This is a genomic window from Serratia sp. BNK-23 (genome assembly GCF_047456145.1).
GTDB lineage: Bacteria > Pseudomonadota > Gammaproteobacteria > Enterobacterales > Enterobacteriaceae > Serratia > Serratia nematodiphila.
On sequence record NZ_CP179900.1, the window covers coordinates 386,191 to 402,780 of the forward strand.

At 60.9% G+C, this 16,590-nt stretch carries 11 protein-coding genes; 10 read left to right on the forward strand and 1 reads right to left on the reverse strand.

Going from position 1 to position 16,590, the window contains the following annotated elements; translation table 11 throughout:
- Positions 1-54: 54 nt before the first annotated feature.
- The 10 genes from csrD to ACMGF9_RS01835 all read left to right on the forward strand — a co-directional run bounded on the left by csrD (position 55) and on the right by ACMGF9_RS01835 (position 14,271).
- Positions 55-1,989, forward strand: a complete 1,935-nt coding sequence (gene csrD, locus ACMGF9_RS01790; protein WP_015379197.1) for an RNase E specificity factor CsrD — start codon at positions 55-57, stop codon at positions 1,987-1,989.
- A 413-nt stretch (positions 1,990-2,402) separates the two neighbouring features.
- Positions 2,403-3,446 (forward strand): rod shape-determining protein MreB, encoded by a 1,044-nt coding sequence (gene mreB / locus ACMGF9_RS01795; protein ID WP_003855260.1) that lies wholly within the window; start codon positions 2,403-2,405, stop codon positions 3,444-3,446.
- Positions 3,447-3,540: 94 nt separating this feature from the next.
- Entirely contained in the window at positions 3,541-4,566 is a 1,026-nt protein-coding gene (gene mreC, locus ACMGF9_RS01800; protein ID WP_028127540.1) for a rod shape-determining protein MreC, read from the forward strand.
- Entirely contained in the window at positions 4,563-5,051 is a 489-nt protein-coding gene (gene mreD, locus ACMGF9_RS01805; RefSeq protein ID WP_004936918.1) for a rod shape-determining protein MreD, read from the forward strand. Before mreC ends, mreD begins: the two co-directional genes overlap by 4 nt.
- A 10-nt stretch (positions 5,052-5,061) precedes the next feature.
- Complete coding sequence (locus ACMGF9_RS01810; protein WP_004936921.1) at positions 5,062-5,646, forward strand: Maf family protein; 585 nt, start codon at positions 5,062-5,064, stop codon at positions 5,644-5,646.
- A 38-nt stretch (positions 5,647-5,684) separates the two neighbouring features.
- Positions 5,685-7,154, forward strand: a complete 1,470-nt coding sequence (rng, locus tag ACMGF9_RS01815; protein WP_004936922.1) for a ribonuclease G — start codon at positions 5,685-5,687, stop codon at positions 7,152-7,154.
- 88 nt (positions 7,155-7,242) lie between these two features.
- Entirely contained in the window at positions 7,243-11,046 is a 3,804-nt protein-coding gene (yhdP, locus tag ACMGF9_RS01820; protein WP_076741018.1) for an AsmA2 domain-containing protein YhdP, read from the forward strand.
- The gene (gene nit1, locus ACMGF9_RS01825; protein ID WP_004936930.1) at positions 11,043-11,903 is read left to right on the forward strand and encodes a deaminated glutathione amidase; all 861 of its coding nucleotides are present in this window, start codon (positions 11,043-11,045) and stop codon (positions 11,901-11,903) included. The genes yhdP and nit1 overlap by 4 nt, the downstream gene beginning before the upstream one ends.
- Before the next feature lie 7 nt (positions 11,904-11,910).
- The gene (tldD, locus tag ACMGF9_RS01830) at positions 11,911-13,356 is read left to right on the forward strand and encodes a metalloprotease TldD (RefSeq protein WP_021505122.1); all 1,446 of its coding nucleotides are present in this window, start codon (positions 11,911-11,913) and stop codon (positions 13,354-13,356) included.
- Positions 13,357-13,506: 150 nt separating this feature from the next.
- The gene (locus ACMGF9_RS01835) at positions 13,507-14,271 is read left to right on the forward strand and encodes a CDP-diacylglycerol diphosphatase (RefSeq protein ID WP_414160629.1); all 765 of its coding nucleotides are present in this window, start codon (positions 13,507-13,509) and stop codon (positions 14,269-14,271) included.
- Between the two features lie 59 nt (positions 14,272-14,330).
- Here ACMGF9_RS01835 and ACMGF9_RS01840 read toward each other — a convergent pair whose 3' ends face one another.
- Positions 14,331-16,013 carry a PglL family O-oligosaccharyltransferase gene (locus ACMGF9_RS01840; protein WP_088381951.1) on the reverse strand — a complete coding sequence of 561 codons (1,683 nt, stop codon included), beginning with the start codon at positions 16,011-16,013 and terminating at the stop codon, positions 14,331-14,333.
- Between the last annotated feature and the right edge of the window lie 577 nt (positions 16,014-16,590).

Genomic DNA, 16,590 nt, shown 5'->3' on the forward strand with positions numbered 1-16,590 from the left:
CTCCTTTTGGCTACAGGGGCACACTCACTTAACCATAGCGGACAAGGCACAGGGATGCGATTTACCACCAAACTCTCTGCATTGATCACTCTGTTGGTCGCACTGGCGATGTTTTTGATGCTGATGGGATGCTCATACAGCTTCTTTTACGTTACCCAGGATCGCCAGGAGCGCCGCTTGGATTCGCTGGTTACCACTCTCGATCAAGCCATGCTGAGCGAGCCGCCGCAGGAGCAGGAGAAATGGTTGCCCATCGTCATGCGCACGCTCGGCATCGTGTCGATCCGCATAGAGGCCGGGACCAGCCAACTGCTCGACTATAAATTGCCGACGGTCAAAAAAGAGCACTGGGATGCGCTGAACGGCTATCGTCAGGTCTCGCGCCCCCTGTTGCAGCACCCGGGCAGCACGCTGTACATCACCTACCTCGATCCCTTCGCCAGCGATGTGCGCACGCTGCAATCCACCGCCGCCGTCACGCTGTCGATCGTCGTCATGGTGGTGATTTTGCTGTTCAGCCTGCGCTGGCTGCGTGAGCAGGCCGACGGCGAAGATCGTCTGGAACGCCGCGCGCGGCGCATTCTGAACGGCGAGCGTGAAAACGTCATGCAGGGCGACGTGCGTGAGTGGCCGGCCAATGTCAGCGGCGCGCTCGACCGCCTGCTGGCCGATCTGGCGGAAGCGCGGGAAGAGCGCAGCCGGGTCGATACGCTGATCCGCGCCTTCGCCGCGCAGGACGCCAAAACCGGGCTGAATAATCGCCTGTTCTTCGATAACCAATTGACCACTCAGTTGGAAGATGAAGGCTCGCACGGCATCGTGATGATGGTGCGGCTGCCCGATTTCGAGACCCTGCGCGAGACGCACGGCAGCGTGGCGGTGCAGGAGCTGATGTATTCGCTGGTCAACCTGCTGTCTACCTTCGTGATGCGCTACCCGTCGGCGCTGCTGGCGCGCTACTTCCACAGCGATTTTACCGTGTTGTTGCCGCATCGAACCCTGAAGGAGGCCGACGGCATCGCTTCACAGCTGGTCAACGCCATCGATGCATTGCCTTCCACGGCGCTGATCGATCGCGAGGCCTTCCTGCACATCGGCATCGTGGCGTACCGCAGCGGTCAAACCACCGAGCAGGTGATCGACTATGCGGAGCAGGCGACGCGCCACGCTACGCTGCAGGGCGAAAACGGGTGGTATGTGTACGACAGCCAGGTGCCGGAAAAGGGGCGCGGCAGCGTCAAGTGGCGCACGCTGCTGGAACAGGTGCTGGCGCGCGGTGGCCCGCGGCTGTATCAGAAACCGGCGGTGACCGTGGAAGGCGAGGTGCACCATCGCGAGATCATGAGCCGGATCTATGACGGCACCCAGGAATTGCTGCCGGCGGAATATATGCCGCTGGTGCAGCAGCTGGGGTTGGCGGAGAGTTACGATCGCCAACAGGTGAGCCGCATCATTCCCTTGTTGGCGCAGTGGCCCGAGGAAACGCTGGCGTTCCCGCTGTGCGTAGACTCGATTTTGCAGCGCTCTTTCCAGCGCTGGCTGCGGGATACGCTGTTGCAGTGCGAAAAAAGTCAGCGTCGACGAATTCTGATTGAACTTGCGGAGGCAGATGTGTGTCAACATATCGACCGTTTGCGTCCGGTGCTGAGGCTGTTGTCAGGGCTGGGCTGCCGCCTTGCGGTGTCCAAAGCGGGTTTAACCGTGGTCAGTACGTCTTATATCAAGTCGCTGCAGGTGGAGATCGTCAAGCTCCACCCGGGGTTGGTGCGGAGCATCGATAAGCGGGACGAAAACCAGCTGTTCGTGCAGAGCCTGACCGGCGCCTGCGCGGGTACGCGCGCGCAGGTGTTCGCCGCCAGCGTACGTACGCGCAACGAATGGCAGACGCTGAAAGAGCGTGGGATCCATGGCGGGCAGGGCGACTTTTTCGCGTCGCCGGAACCGATCGACGCGGGGCGTAAAAAATATTCACGTCGTTATCGCGTTTAAGCTGATTGCCGGACAAAAATTGACGTAGAATGAGCGCCGGATCCATCTGGGCCATGTCACCCGTCATTTTGGAGTTTTCTCCAATCTGCCTGCGACAATGACGCCTATTTGAGATAGGCTCTTGTCAGCTTTTATCTGGTTGGCGTTGGTAGGTGCTTACCATCGGCGGCAATCAGGGAATATGTTAGATTTTATGAGCTGTGTTACGCCGTTTCGTGCGTTGACAGGGTGGTAAACTGAGCCTTTGTTCAGGGAATTCAGGCCTCATCCAATTTCCGTGCATTCGAGCAGAAACAATACAGACTATTTTTCACCGAAGTAGAACGTTTTTGCGCCTTGTCGCTGCTTCGTGTGGTTGGTAAAGTAGGCGGATTTTATTTTCCGCCCCCAGCTTGCAGGATTATCCTTTCGTTATGTTTAAGAAATTTCGTGGCATGTTTTCCAACGACTTGTCCATCGACTTGGGTACCGCCAATACCCTGATTTATGTTAAAGGGCAAGGCATCGTACTGAATGAACCTTCGGTGGTTGCCATTCGTCAGGATCGTGCCGGCTCCCCAAAGAGCGTTGCGGCCGTCGGTCATGACGCCAAACAGATGCTGGGCCGCACCCCCGGCAACATCGCGGCTATTCGCCCGATGAAAGACGGCGTGATCGCCGACTTCTTCGTGACCGAAAAAATGCTGCAGCACTTTATCAAACAGGTTCACAGCAACAGCTTCATGCGCCCAAGCCCGCGCGTGCTGGTCTGTGTGCCGGTCGGCGCGACCCAGGTTGAACGCCGCGCTATCCGCGAGTCCGCCCAAGGGGCCGGCGCGCGCGAAGTGTTCCTGATTGAAGAGCCGATGGCGGCGGCGATCGGTGCAGGCTTGCCGGTTTCCGAAGCGACAGGCTCCATGGTGGTGGATATCGGTGGCGGTACCACTGAAGTGGCGGTGATCTCGCTGAACGGCGTGGTGTACTCCTCTTCCGTGCGCATCGGCGGCGACCGTTTCGATGAAGCCATCATCAATTATGTGCGCCGCAACTATGGCTCGCTGATCGGCGAAGCGACCGCCGAGCGCATCAAGCACGAAATCGGTTCTGCCTATCCGGGTGACGAAGTGCGTGAAATCGAAGTCCGTGGCCGTAACCTGGCCGAAGGCGTACCGCGCGGCTTTACCCTGAACTCCAATGAAATCCTCGAAGCCCTGCAAGAGCCGCTGACCGGCATCGTCAGCGCGGTGATGGTGGCGCTGGAGCAGTGCCCGCCAGAATTGGCCTCCGACATTTCCGAACGCGGCATGGTATTGACCGGCGGCGGCGCGTTGCTGCGCAACCTCGATCGCCTGCTGATGGAAGAAACCGGCATCCCGGTCGTGGTGGCGGAAGATCCGCTGACCTGCGTGGCGCGCGGCGGCGGCAAGGCGTTGGAAATGATCGACATGCACGGCGGCGATTTGTTCAGCGAAGAATAGTCAGCCCCTGGAAGGAGGAATCGTATCGGATGAATGCGCACAGCGAGAATCGGGTACGGTTCCTCTTTCTGTTGTCGAGGAACTCGCATAATTTATGAAGCCGATTTTTAGCAGGGGGCCTTCCCTGCAACTGCGACTTTTTTTGGCGGTGATTGCGGCCATTGGCCTGATCGTTGCCGACAGCCGGCTCGGCACGTTCGTGAAGATACGCAACTACATGGACACCGCAGTCAGCCCTTTCTATTTTCTGGCCAACGGGCCGCGTAAAGTTTTGGACAGCGTGTCAGAGACGCTGGCCACCCGCCAACAGCTGGAGCTGGAAAACCGCGCTCTGCGGCAGGAACTGCTGCTGAAAAACAGCGATATTCTTCTTCTTGGCCAATTCAAGCAGGAAAACGCCCGCTTGCGCGAGCTGCTGGGTTCCCCGCTGCGTCAGGACGAACACAAGATGGTCACCCAGGTGATCTCCACCGGTTCCGATCCGTATAGCGATCAGGTGGTGATCGACAAAGGGTCGGACAACGGCGTCTATGAAGGCCAGCCGGTGATCAGCGACAAGGGCGTGGTCGGTCAGGTGGTGGCGGTGGCGAAAGTCACCAGCCGCGTGCTGCTGATCTGCGACGCCTCGCATGCGCTGCCGATCCAGGTGCTGCGCAACGATATTCGGGTGATCGCCGCGGGCAGCGGCTGCGCCGACGATCTGCAACTGGAGCATCTGCCGAACAACACCGACATCCGCGTCGGCGACGTGCTGGTCACCTCCGGCCTCGGCGGCCGCTTCCCTGAAGGGTATCCGGTGGCGGTGGTCTCCTCGGTCAAGGTTGACAACCAGCGTGCTTACACTGTGATTCAGGCGCGGCCGACCGCCGGTCTGCAGCGCTTGCGTTATCTGTTGTTGTTGTGGGGCGCCGATCGCAACGGCGACATGCCGCTGCCGCCGGACGAAGTGCACCGCGTGGCCAATGAACGCCTGATGCAGATGATGCCGCAGGTGCTGCCGCCTGCCGGTTCCGTCGGGCCACAGCTGCCGGCTCCGGCCACCGGGGTGGCGCCGCAAACCACGGCACCGGCCTCTGCTCAGCCTCAGGTTCAGCCCGCGGCGGCGGGGGTGGTGCAATGAACAGCTACCGCAGCCACGGGCGCTGGATAATCTGGCTGTCGTTCCTGGTGGCGTTGGTGCTGCAAATCATGCCGTGGCCGGAGCAGATCTACATGTTCCGGCCTTCCTGGCTGGTGCTGATCCTGATCTACTGGGTGATGGCTTTGCCACATCGGGTCAACGTCGGCACCGGCTTCGTGCTGGGGCTGATCATGGATCTGATCCTCGGTTCCACGCTGGGCGTGCGCGCGCTGGCGCTGGGCATCATCGCCTATCTGGTGGCGTTCAAATTCCAACTGTTCCGCAATATGGCGCTGTGGCAACAGGCGCTTATCGTCGTGTTGCTGTCGCTGTCGATGGATGTGGTGGTGTTCTGGGCTGAGTTTTTAGTGATCAACGTCTCTTTCCGCCCAGAGGTGTTCTGGAGTAGTGTGGTAAACGGCATTTTGTGGCCGTGGTTATTCCTGTTGATGCGTAAAATCCGCCGTCAGTTCGCCGTACAGTAAGGGTATATCAATGACTTCGCTTTATCTGGCCTCCGGCTCCCCACGTCGACGTGAACTGCTGACCCTGCTGGGCGTGTCGTTCGACATTCTGCTGACGCATACCGAAGAGCAGCGCCGGGAAGGCGAAGCCGCAGAAGCCTATGTGCGCCGCCTGGCGCAGGACAAGGCCAAAGCGGGCGTGGCGCTGGCGCAGGAAGATCGGCCGGTGCTGGGCGCCGACACCATCGTGGTGCTCAACGGCCGGGTGCTGGAGAAGCCGCGCGACGAAGCCCATGCGGCGGACATGCTGGCGGCCCTGTCCGGCAAGCAGCATCAGGTGATGACGGCAGTGGCGATCGCCGATCGCCACGACGTGCGTTGCCAGCTGGTGGTGACCGACGTGACGTTCCGCAGCCTGTCACAACAGGATATCCGCGACTATATTGCTACGGGCGAACCGATGGATAAGGCGGGCGCCTATGGAATTCAAGGAAAGGGTGGTTGTTTCGTCAGAACGATAACCGGGAGTTATCACGCAGTGGTCGGTCTGCCGCTGGTCGAAACACATGAGCTGCTCAGTAATTTTGTCGCATTACGTGATGTAAGAACCGGTTGATGGGCGCTGCCATTATCGACCGGCTCTGAGGAGAAGGCATGACAGCTGAGCTACTGGTTAATATCACACCGTCTGAAACGCGGGTCGCCTATATCGATGGCGGCATTCTGCAAGAGATCCATATCGAACGCGAATCCAAACGCGGCATCGTCGGCAATATCTATAAAGGGCGCGTCAGCCGCGTCCTGCCGGGCATGCAGGCGGCGTTCGTCGACATCGGCCTCGATAAGGCCGCCTTCCTGCACGCCTCTGACATCATGCCGCATACCGAATGCGTCGCCGGCGACGAGCGGAAAAACTTCCACGTGCGCGACATCGCCGAGCTGGTGCGCCAGGGGCAAGACCTGATGGTGCAGGTGGTGAAAGATCCGCTTGGCACCAAGGGCGCGCGTCTGACCACCGATATCACGCTGCCTTCGCGTTATCTGGTCTTCATGCCGGGTGCGGCGCACGTCGGCGTGTCGCAGCGCATCGACAGCGAAGCCGAGCGCGAGCGCCTGAAGGCGATCGTGGCGCCGCACTGCGACGAGCTGGGCGGCTTTATCATCCGCACCGCGGCGGAAGGCATCGGCGAGGAAGAGCTGGCGCAGGACGCCGCATTCCTCAAACGGCTGTGGACCAAGGTGATGGAGCGCAAGAAGCGCAACCAGACCAAATACAAGCTGTACGGCGAGCTGGCGTTGGCGCAGCGCATCTTGCGCGATTTCGCCGGCGCGGCGCTGGATCGCATCCGCGTCGATTCGCGGCTGACGCACGATCTGCTGGTGGAGTTCACCGGTGAGTACATCCCGGACATCACCAACAAGCTCGAGCTCTATACCGGCAGTCAGCCGATTTTCGATCTGTACGATGTGGAAAACGAGATCCAGCGCGCGCTGGAGCGCAAGGTGGAGCTGAAGTCCGGCGGCTATCTGATCATCGATCAGACCGAGGCGATGACCACGGTCGACATCAACACCGGCGCCTTCGTCGGCCACCGCAACCTCGACGAAACCATCTTCAATACCAACATCGAGGCGACGCAGGCCATTGCGCGCCAGCTGCGGCTGCGCAACCTGGGCGGCATCATCATCATCGACTTTATCGATATGAACAACGAAGAGCATCGCCGCCGGGTGCTGCACTCGCTGGAGCAGGCGTTGAGTAAAGATCGGGTAAAAACCACGATCAACGGCTTCTCTCAGCTAGGCTTAGTTGAAATGACGCGTAAACGAACGCGTGAAAGCATTGAACATGTGCTCTGTCACGATTGTCCTACTTGCAATGGGCGCGGCACCGTGAAAACGGTGGAAACCGTGTGCTACGAGATCCTGCGCGAGATTGTGCGCGTGCATCACGCTTACGATTCCGATCGCTTCCTGGTGTACGCCTCTGCGGCGGTCGGCGAAGCGCTGAAGAGCGAAGAGTCGCATGCGCTGGCCGAAGTGGAGATTTTCGTCGGCAAACAGGTGAAGGTGCAGATCGAACCGTTGTACAGCCAGGAGCAGTTCGACGTCGTCATGATGTAGCCCGCCCGACATCGGTAGGGGCCCGGCACGCCGGGCCCGTCAGTGCATAGATATTCCCGTTGCCAGGCAGCGGAGCAAGGAGAACTGCGTGAGGCGACTGCCTGGGATTCTGTTAGCAACAGGCGCCACCCTAATCGTGATTGTGGCGCTGCTGATCAGCGGGCTGCGCCTGATGCTGCCGAAGCTGAACGACTACCGTCCCCAACTGCTGGCGCAGGTGGAGAAGCTGTCCGGCGTGCCCGTGCAGATGGATTTCCTACAGGGCAGTTGGGAAACCTTCGGCCCGCAGCTTGAAGTGCGTAACCTGAGCGTTACGCTGCCCAAAAGCGATGTGCATATCGAGCGCGTGACGCTGGCGCTGGATGTGTGGCAGTCGCTGTTGCACTGGCGCTGGCAGTTCCGCGATCTGACCTTCTATCAATTCCGGCTCGATTTGAACGCCACGTTGGGCGGCGATCGGCAGGGCGAAGGCCTTGAGCCGGGTAAAATCAGCGATCTGATGCTGCGCCAGCTCGACCATTTCGATCTGCGCGACAGCCGTATTTCATTCCTGACGCCCGCCGGCGCGCGCGCCGAATTCGACATTCCCCAGCTGACCTGGCTCAACGGCCGCGATCGCCACCGCGCCGAGGGGCAGATCAGCCTGTCGACGCTGAACGGCCAGCACGGCGTGGTGCAGCTGCGCATGGACCTGCGCGATAATCAGGGCCTGCTGGACACCGGCACGGTCTATCTGCAGGCCGACAACATCGACATGAAACCCTGGTTTACCCGCTGGCTGCGCGCCAACACCGGGCTGGAAAGCGCCGACTTCAGCCTGGCTGCCTGGCTGCAGGTGCAGAACGGCGAGATCGCCGGCGGCCATGCGTTGCTCAAGCAAGGGGCGGCCAACTGGAATACCGGCGCCGCGCAGCACCGGCTGGACGTGGATAATCTGGCGCTGTCGCTGCGCCGCCAGGGCACCGGTTGGCAGCTCGACGTGCCGCAACTGCGGTTGAGCACCGACGGCCAGGCCTGGCCGCAGGGCGCGCTTTCCGCGCTGTGGCTGCCGGAAAACACCGAATTCATGGGGCCGGCGCAGAATGAAGAACTGCGTGTGCGCGCGACTGATATTCAGCTGGAGCGTCTGTCGGCGCTGCTGCCGACCTTCTCCTTCCTCAGCCCGGACGTGCTCGAGCGCTGGAACGATCTGCAGCCGCAGGGGCAATTGGAAGCGCTGGCGCTGGACATTCCGCTCAAGCAGCCGGAAAAGAGCCGTTTCCAGGCGCTGTGGCGCGATGTCAGCTGGCAGCGTTGGGAACTGCTGCCGGGCGTTAACCACTTCTCCGGGGCGTTGAGCGGCGGGGTGGAGAACGGCCGCCTGACGCTGGGGCTCACCGACAGCACCCTGCCTTACGGTGACATGTTCCGCGCCCCGCTTGAAATCAGCAGCGCGCGCGGCGCGCTGACCTGGCGTTACAACGATCAGGGCTGGGAGCTGGCGAGTCAGGGGCTGGACGTCAAGGCGAAGTCGCTGTGGGTCAACGGTGATTTCCGTTATCAGCAGCCGGCCAAGGGCGATCCGTGGCTGAACATCCTGGCGGGCATCCGCCTGTATGACGGCGCCGACGCCTGGCGCTATTTCCCGGAACCGTTGATGGGCAAGCATCTGGTGGACTACCTGAGCGGCGCCATTCAGGGCGGCCAGGTGGATAACGCTACGCTGATTTATTCCGGCGATCCGCAGCACTTCCCGTATCGTAAAAACGAAGGGCAGTTTGAAGTTTTCGTACCGCTACGTCACGCCACCTTCCAGTTCCAACCGGGCTGGCCGGCGCTGACCGATTTGGCGATCGATCTCGATTTCGCCAACGAGGGATTGTGGATGCATGCGCCGCAAACCCGATTGGGTAAGGTGGCGGGTAAAAATATCAGCGCGGTGATCCCGGATTACCTGAAAGAGCGGCTGCTGATCGACGCCGAAGTCGCGGGTGCGGGCAGCGACGTGCATGACTACTTCATGCAGACGCCGTTGCACGATTCGCTCGGGGCGGCGCTGGAGCAGCTGCAGATTGGCGGTGATGTCAGTGGGCGCTTACATCTTGATATTCCCCTGGACGGCGAGCAGGTCAGAGCCACCGGCGAAGTGGCGCTGAACAACAATTCGTTGCTGATAAAGCCGCTGGACAGCGAACTGCAAAAGCTCAGCGGCAAGTTCCGCTTCGACAACGGCAACCTGCAGAGCGACCCCCTGTCGGCCAACTGGTTCGGGCAGCCGGTGGCGGTCAACTTTTCCACGCAGGAAGGCGATCGCGATTACAAGATCAATGTCGGCCTGAAGGGCGACTGGCTGCCGGGCAAGTTCCCCGGCCTGCCAAAAGAGGCCGCTGATGCGCTCAGCGGCAGCGCGCCCTGGCAGAGCCAGGTGGCCATCACGCTGCCGCATCAGGGCTCGGCCAGCTATGATATCGGCATTGACGCGGATTTGAAGAAAGTGAGCAGTCACTTACCTTCACCGCTGGACAAGGCACCGGGCGAGGCACTGCCGGTGAACGTCAAGGTCAAAGGCGGTCTGAACGGTTTCATGTTGACCGGCAGCGCGGGCAAACAGAACCGCTTCAACAGCGAATGGAACTTCGATAAAAAACAGGTGAATCTGGCGCGCGCCGCCTGGCAAACCAACGGGGGCGGCACGCCGCCGCTGCCGGCCGGCAAGTCGATGACGCTGAATCTGCCGGCGCTGGACGGTGAGCAGTGGCTGGCGCTGCTGGCGCCGGCACTGAAACAGGGCGGCGGCAGCGGTCAGGTGGGCGGTTTCAGCTTCCCTACCACCGTGGCGCTGACTACGCCGCAGCTGCTGTTGGGCGGCCAGGCCTGGCATAAGCTGACGCTATCGGCCGAAAAACAGCTTGGCGCTACCCTGGTGAGCGCCAAGAGCGACGAAGTGGACGGCAGCCTGCGGGTGGCCGATCGCGGGCCGTGGCGCGCCGATATCAACTACCTGTATTACAACCCACAGTTCGCCGAGACGAAAAACGCGGCGGGCGCACCGTCGCCGTCGACCGAGAAAGTTTCCTTCCGCGACTGGCCTTCGCTGATGCTGCGCTGTAAGTCGTGCTGGGTGCTGGGGCAGAACCTCGGCAAGGTCGAGGCGGATCTGACTAATCGGGGGGATACCCTGACGCTGGATCACGGTCTGGTCGATACCGGTAAAGGGCGTATGAGCGCCACCGGCCTGTGGAAACAAAACGCGCAGGAAGAGCGCAGCTCGCTGAAAGGCAAACTGCTCGGCGGCAAGATCGATGAAACCGCCGCCTTCTTCGGCATCACTATTCCGCTGAAGGGGGCGCCTTACGACGTGGACTTCGATCTGTACTGGCACGGCGCGCCGTGGCAGCCGCAGGTCGATACGTTAAGCGGCGCGCTACAGGTCAAGATGGGCAAGGGCGAGATCGACAGCATGGGCGGCGGCCGCGCCGGCCAGCTGCTGCGGCTGGTCAGCTTCGACGCCCTGCTGCGCAAGCTGCAGTTCGATTTCAGCGATACCTTCGGCAAAGGTTTCTACTTTGATTCCATCCGCAGCACCGCCTGGCTGAAAGATGGCATAATGCATACTGATAATCTATTGATCGACGGCCTGGCGGCGGACATCGCCATGAGCGGCCAGATCGATCTGGCGCGCCGCCGCATCGATATGGAGGCGGTGGTGGCGCCGGCGATTTCGGCGACCGTCGGCGTGGCCACGGCGTTTGTCGTCAACCCGATCGTCGGCGCGGCGGTATTTGCCGCCTCGCAGGTGCTGGGGCCGCTGTGGAGCAAGATTTCGCTGATTCGCTACCATATCGGCGGCGATCTCGACCAGCCGAAGATCAATGAGGTACTTCGTAAGGCAAAGGAGGATAAGGCGTCATGAGGAATGCTAACGTTGCGTTGTTGCAGTTGTGCAGTGGCGATCAGGTGCGCGATAACCTGGCCCAGATTGAACAGCAGATTAAGCAGCTCAATGCCGGGGTAAAACTGGTCATGACGCCGGAGAACGCGCTGCTGTTCGCCAACTCCGCGGCCTACCGCCAACAGGCGGAAAAACAGGGCGATGGCCCGCTGCAGAACGCGGTGCGTGAGCTGGCGCGCCGCTATGGGGTGTGGTTGCTGGTGGGCTCGATGCCCTTGATCAGCCGCGAAAACCCGGAACTTATCACTACCAGCAGCCTGTTGTTCGACGAGCAGGGCGAGATCCGCGCCCGCTATGACAAACTGCATATGTTCGATGTGGATATCAACGATGCGCACGGCCACTACCGCGAGTCGGATACCTACCAGCACGGGCAGCACCTGACGGTGGTGGATACGCCGGTCGGGCGCTTGGGCATGACCATATGCTACGATCTGCGCTTCCCCGCGCTGTTCCAGGCGCTGCGGGCACAGGGCGCCGAACTGATTTCGGTGCCGGCGGCGTTTACCCGGGTCACCGGCGAGGCGCATTGGGAAATCCTGCTGCGCGCCCGGGCGATCGAAAACCAGTGCATGATCCTGGCGCCGGCGCAGGTGGGGCGCCACGGACCGACTCGTCGTACCTGGGGCCACACGCTGGCTGTTGACGGCTGGGGCAAGGTGCTGGCCGAGAACGCGGACGCCGTGGCGGCGCTGAAGGTGCGCGTGGACACCGCAAGCCTGAAAAATATTCGTGCGCAGATGCCGGTGCTGCAGCACAACCGATTCCAGACGTCGCTGACGGCGCCGTCTGACAAGCTATCCTCCAATCAAGAGTGAAACCATTATGAGCCTGACGTTTGTCAGTGAGCAGTTACTCGCTACCAACAAGCTGAGTCATCAAGACCTGTACAGGGTACTGGGTCAACTGGCAGAACGCCGTATCGACTACGCCGATCTCTATTTTCAGTCCAGCTATCACGAAGCCTGGGTGATCGAGGACGGCATCATCAAGGATGGCTCTTACAATATCGACCAGGGCGTCGGCGTGCGCGCCGTCAGCGGTGAGAAGACCGGCTTCGCCTATGCCGATCAGATCACCCTGAATGCGCTGCAGCAGAGCGCCCAGGCGGCGCGCAGCATCGTGCGCGAGCAGGGCGACGGGCGGGCGCATACCCTGGGCGAAATCGGTTACCGGGCGCTGTATCCGCTGCTCGATCCGCTGCAAAGCCTGCCGCGCGAAGAGAAAATCGCCCTGTTGCACCGCGTCGACAAGGTGGCGCGCGCCGCCGATGCGCGGGTGCAGGAAGTGAACGCCAGCATCACCGGCGTTTACGAGCAGGTGTTGGTGGCCGCCACCGACGGCACGCTGGCGGCGGACGTTCGCCCGCTGGTGCGTCTTTCCGTCAGCGTGCTGGTGGAGCAGGACGGCAAGCGTGAGCGCGGCTCCAGCGGCGGCGGCGGCCGTTTCGGCTATGACTACTTCCTGGAAACCGTCGACGGCGACGTGCGCGCCGATGCCTACGCCAAAGAAGCGGTGCGCATGGCGCTGGTCAACCTCGGCGCGGTGGCGGCGCCGGCCGGCAATATGCCGGTCGTGCTGGGCGCCGGCTGGCCGGGCGTGCTGCTGCATGAGGCGGTGGGCCACGGCCTGGAAGGCGACTTCAACCGGCGCGGCACCTCGGTGTTCAGCGGCCATATGGGCGAGCTGGTGGCGTCCGAGCTATGTACCGTGGTGGACGACGGCACCCTGCAAGGGCGCCGCGGCTCGCTGGCGATCGACGACGAAGGCGTGCCGGGCCAGTACAACGTGCTGATCGAAAACGGCGTGCTGAAAGGCTACATGCAGGACAAGCTCAACGCGCGGCTGATGGGCGTCGCCCCGACCGGCAACGGCCGCCGCGAGTCCTACGCGCATCTGCCGATGCCGCGCATGACCAATACCTACATGCTGGCGGGCCAATCGACGCCGGAAGAGATCATCGCCAGCGTCGAGTACGGCCTGTACGCGCCGAACTTTGGCGGCGGCCAGGTGGACATCACCTCCGGCAAGTTTGTATTCTCCACCACCGAAGCCTACCTGATCGAGAAGGGACGCATCACCAAACCGGTGAAAGGGGCGACGCTGATCGGCTCCGGCATCGAGGCGATGCAGCAGATCTCGATGGTCGGCAACGATCTGGCGCTCGATAAAGGCGTGGGCGTGTGCGGCAAGGAAGGCCAGAGCGTGCCGGTGGGCGTCGGCCAACCGACGCTGAAACTGGACACGCTCACCGTCGGCGGCACGGCGTAATCTTTCCTCAAGGGGCCACGCGTTGGCCCCTCACCATGCTCCATTTCGCGGCCTTTCTCGCATTCGTAACGCTAAGCGCGGCAGGACGCCGTAGCCTGCACGACATAATGGAATGAAATTGACGTGGCGAAAAAACAGAGCACGACAAGAATGACGCGCCTGGCATTATCCGCTCGGCGTTGGCTGCTGGTGCTGGGCGTTCTGTCCCTGACGGGCTGCGCCCGTTCCGATGCGCTGTGGGGCGTGGTCGATAAACTCTGCATGGCCAACTATCAGCAAAAACGCAATCCGGCCCCGTGCGAGCAGATTTATATGCCGCAGGGGAAGGCCCTGGGCTTTAGCGTGCTGCAGAACCCGCGTTACCCTTATCACTTTATCCTGGTGCCGACGGCGCCGCTCTCCGGCATTGAAAGCCCGCAGCTGCTGGTTGGAGAACGGACGGACTATTTTGGCTATGCCTGGCTGATGCGTTACCAGCTGGCCGCCGAGTATGGCGGGCCGGTGCCGGATGATATGTTGGGCATGGCGATCAACTCCGCTTACGGCCGCAGCCAAAACCAGTTGCACATTCACCTGACCTGTCTGCGCGAGGACGTGCGGCGCCAATTGCAGGCGGAACGCCCCTACATACAGGAACAATGGCGGCCTTTGCCGGATAAGTTGTTGCGCCACACCTATTATGCTCGCCGCGTGATGCAGCCAGCCGTGATGGGCATCTACCCGATTAAGGATTTGGCGGATTATTTCCATCTGTCGCCGCCGCAGCTGGCGGAATATGGCGTGGTCGTCGTTCCGACGATGTTTGCCGGCCGGCAAGGGTTTATCTTGCTGGCCTCGAAGCGCGGCTGGGACGTCGGCAATCGTGCGTCGGTAGAGTCGCTGCTGGATAAAGAGTGCGCGATATTGCCACGTTGATTTTGCTACATAAATGACGGAGGTGAGAGCGACGAGGCATCGCTCTCACCTTGTTGTCCCTACCTAAACCGCGCATCCCGCGTAAACAGGAAAGCGGCTTCCCGCAGGCGAGCGTCGGCTTGTGCCTGATCCCCCTGATAGCGCAAGATCATAATCAGCGTGGCGTAGACGTTGGCGTCGATGCGGTGCTGCAGATAGGCATTGGCCCACTGCCGATAGCCGGTCAACAGGGCATCATCACGCGTCTGGTTGTAGACCAGCAACGCGTGAGATTGCTCGTCGAAGGTTTTGCGCTCCCGGTAGATCCAGGCGGCCGGCGACGGCATCTGCTCGATGCTGTCGATGTTGGCCAGCATAGTGCGCTCCGACTGGGTGAGCGCCATGCGCCCTTGCCAGGCGAAGACCGCCATCACCAGCACGCCGAGCGCCGCAAACGCCACCGGCAGGCTCAGGGCTTTGGCGAACGGCAGCGGGCGGGGCTCGCCGGTTTGGCCGTCCAGCAGCGCCAGCAGCAGCAGAAACGCCAGCCAGTGCGGCGCAGACAGATAGAAAGGGTATTCCAGCTGGGTGTGTATCAGCATCGGCAGCAGCACCAGGAACAAGCCGACGCGCGCACCGTTCGGCTGTTCTCGATCCCGTTGCCAGGCGCTTTTCAGCAGCCGTGCGCCGGCGACAAGGACGATAGCGATACCTGCCAGCGCCGGCAGGCCACCCTCAATCCACCACAGCAGGATTTCATTGTGCGGATGCCCGGCGACTTCCAACACTTCTCGCCAGGGCATTTCCTGCAGGCGAAAGTGCGCGAAGCTGTATTCAAAACCGCCGTAACCCCAGCCCAGCAGCGGCTTGGCCAGGATCATGGCGCCGACGTCATGCAGCATGGTGAGGCGAGCGCTATTGGACAGCTCCCGACCGATCAGACCCGCGCGGCCATCCAGGCCGAAACCGGTGAATAGCACCGCCAGGCCGATCGCCACGCCCAGCAGCAGCGCGCCGCCGGCCCAGCGGCTCGCGGCCGGGCGCCGGCGGGCAAAACGGCACAGCAGCAAAGCCGCCGCCAAGGCGCCGCCAAGCCAGGCGGCGCGCGACTGGATCAGTACCAGCAGGGCGGAGAAAACGGCCAGCAGCGCGAGCAGCGGGATTTGCCGCCGCCACGTTGGCGCTGAGAGGGGAGCAAGCAGCAGCCAGAGCGCCAAGGCCAGCCCGGTGGCGATAAAGCTGCCCAGCACGTTCGGTTGCTGAAAGACGCCGTAGACCCGGCTGCCGTTAGGGGCTACCCAGGCCAGCGTGGGGGCGAACAGCTGCAGCGCCGCCAGCAACGCCTGAACGCCGATGGCGAACAGCAGACCGTACAGCAGCAGCTCGCGCTGTCGGGCGGTTAGGCGCAGCTGCAGGCAGGCGACATAGAACAGCCAGCCGCCGAGCAAACCGGCGCAGCGCCACAGGGCATCTTCGCGCCACTCGAGGCGGGTATACAGCAGCGGCAACGCCAGTACGGCGATGCCGAGCAGCAACCGCCGGGCGGTGGGGGTCAGCGAAAAACGGATGCGACCCAGGCAAACGGTAAACGTCACGATCAGCGTGGTGAGCGCCATGACGCTCCAGGCCAGAATGTTTTGCGGCAGCGCCAGACCGTCGCCGCCCATGTTGGGGTAATAAACCGGCAGGACCGCCGCCATCCAGATCAGCAGCAGGGGCAGCACGGCGATGGTCGCTGCGTTAGCGGGAGATTTATCGGCCATGGTTAACCTGCCATGGCCTGATAGCGTTTATGAAATGCATGTTTTGATTATTCCCTATCCTTTATCCTGATGTTGAAATGCGTGTAATGTTCAATTCGAAAATGTCTCATGGGAAATTTAATCCGTCTTCATGGTGAAGCGATAAATAATGTTTACCCTGAGAATGCGCGAGACCGTGTGCCTAAAGAAAGGTTAAGCCGTATTTTTCACCCGCAAAAGGCATTTTTGTTGTTTGCAAAAACAGATGCGCTATTTTCTCAAATCCATTGTGATTCAGTCAAATTTTAATCTAATATTATTTTTATTCATTTAAATCAGTTAGTTGAGGGTTGTCTTGACGTGTGTGAATATCGTGGGGCATCTCGGCGATGGCCTATGTCGGCAGTCAATGTGAAGAATAAAATAGGTATCTTATTGTTTAATTTATTTCGTCAGCGGCGGCGTGACGGCGGAGATTTATTCCATCGTTTTCCATTGCTGGTTTTTAAATTCAATGTGATTTTTATGGTTTTATTTTTATTAAGATTCTTCTTGTCTTTACCTGTTTTTTTTAATTTTTATAAAATGATTTATTGTT

Bases quoted from the DNA above. Each gene is read 5' to 3' on its own strand.
- rng (WP_004936922.1), top strand. From the start codon at position 5,685: ATGACAGCTGAGCTACTGGTTAATATCACACCGTCTGAAACGCGGGTC.
- mreB (WP_003855260.1), top strand. From the start codon at position 2,403: ATGTTTAAGAAATTTCGTGGCATGTTTTCCAACGACTTGTCCATCGAC.
- mreC (WP_028127540.1), top strand. From the start codon at position 3,541: ATGAAGCCGATTTTTAGCAGGGGGCCTTCCCTGCAACTGCGACTTTTT.
- nit1 (WP_004936930.1), top strand. From the start codon at position 11,043: ATGAGGAATGCTAACGTTGCGTTGTTGCAGTTGTGCAGTGGCGATCAG.
- tldD (WP_021505122.1), top strand. From the start codon at position 11,911: ATGAGCCTGACGTTTGTCAGTGAGCAGTTACTCGCTACCAACAAGCTG.
- csrD (WP_015379197.1), top strand. From the start codon at position 55: ATGCGATTTACCACCAAACTCTCTGCATTGATCACTCTGTTGGTCGCA.
- ACMGF9_RS01840 (WP_088381951.1), bottom strand. From the start codon at position 16,013: ATGGCCGATAAATCTCCCGCTAACGCAGCGACCATCGCCGTGCTGCCC.
- mreD (WP_004936918.1), top strand. From the start codon at position 4,563: ATGAACAGCTACCGCAGCCACGGGCGCTGGATAATCTGGCTGTCGTTC.
- ACMGF9_RS01835 (WP_414160629.1), top strand. From the start codon at position 13,507: ATGACGCGCCTGGCATTATCCGCTCGGCGTTGGCTGCTGGTGCTGGGC.
- ACMGF9_RS01810 (WP_004936921.1), top strand. From the start codon at position 5,062: ATGACTTCGCTTTATCTGGCCTCCGGCTCCCCACGTCGACGTGAACTG.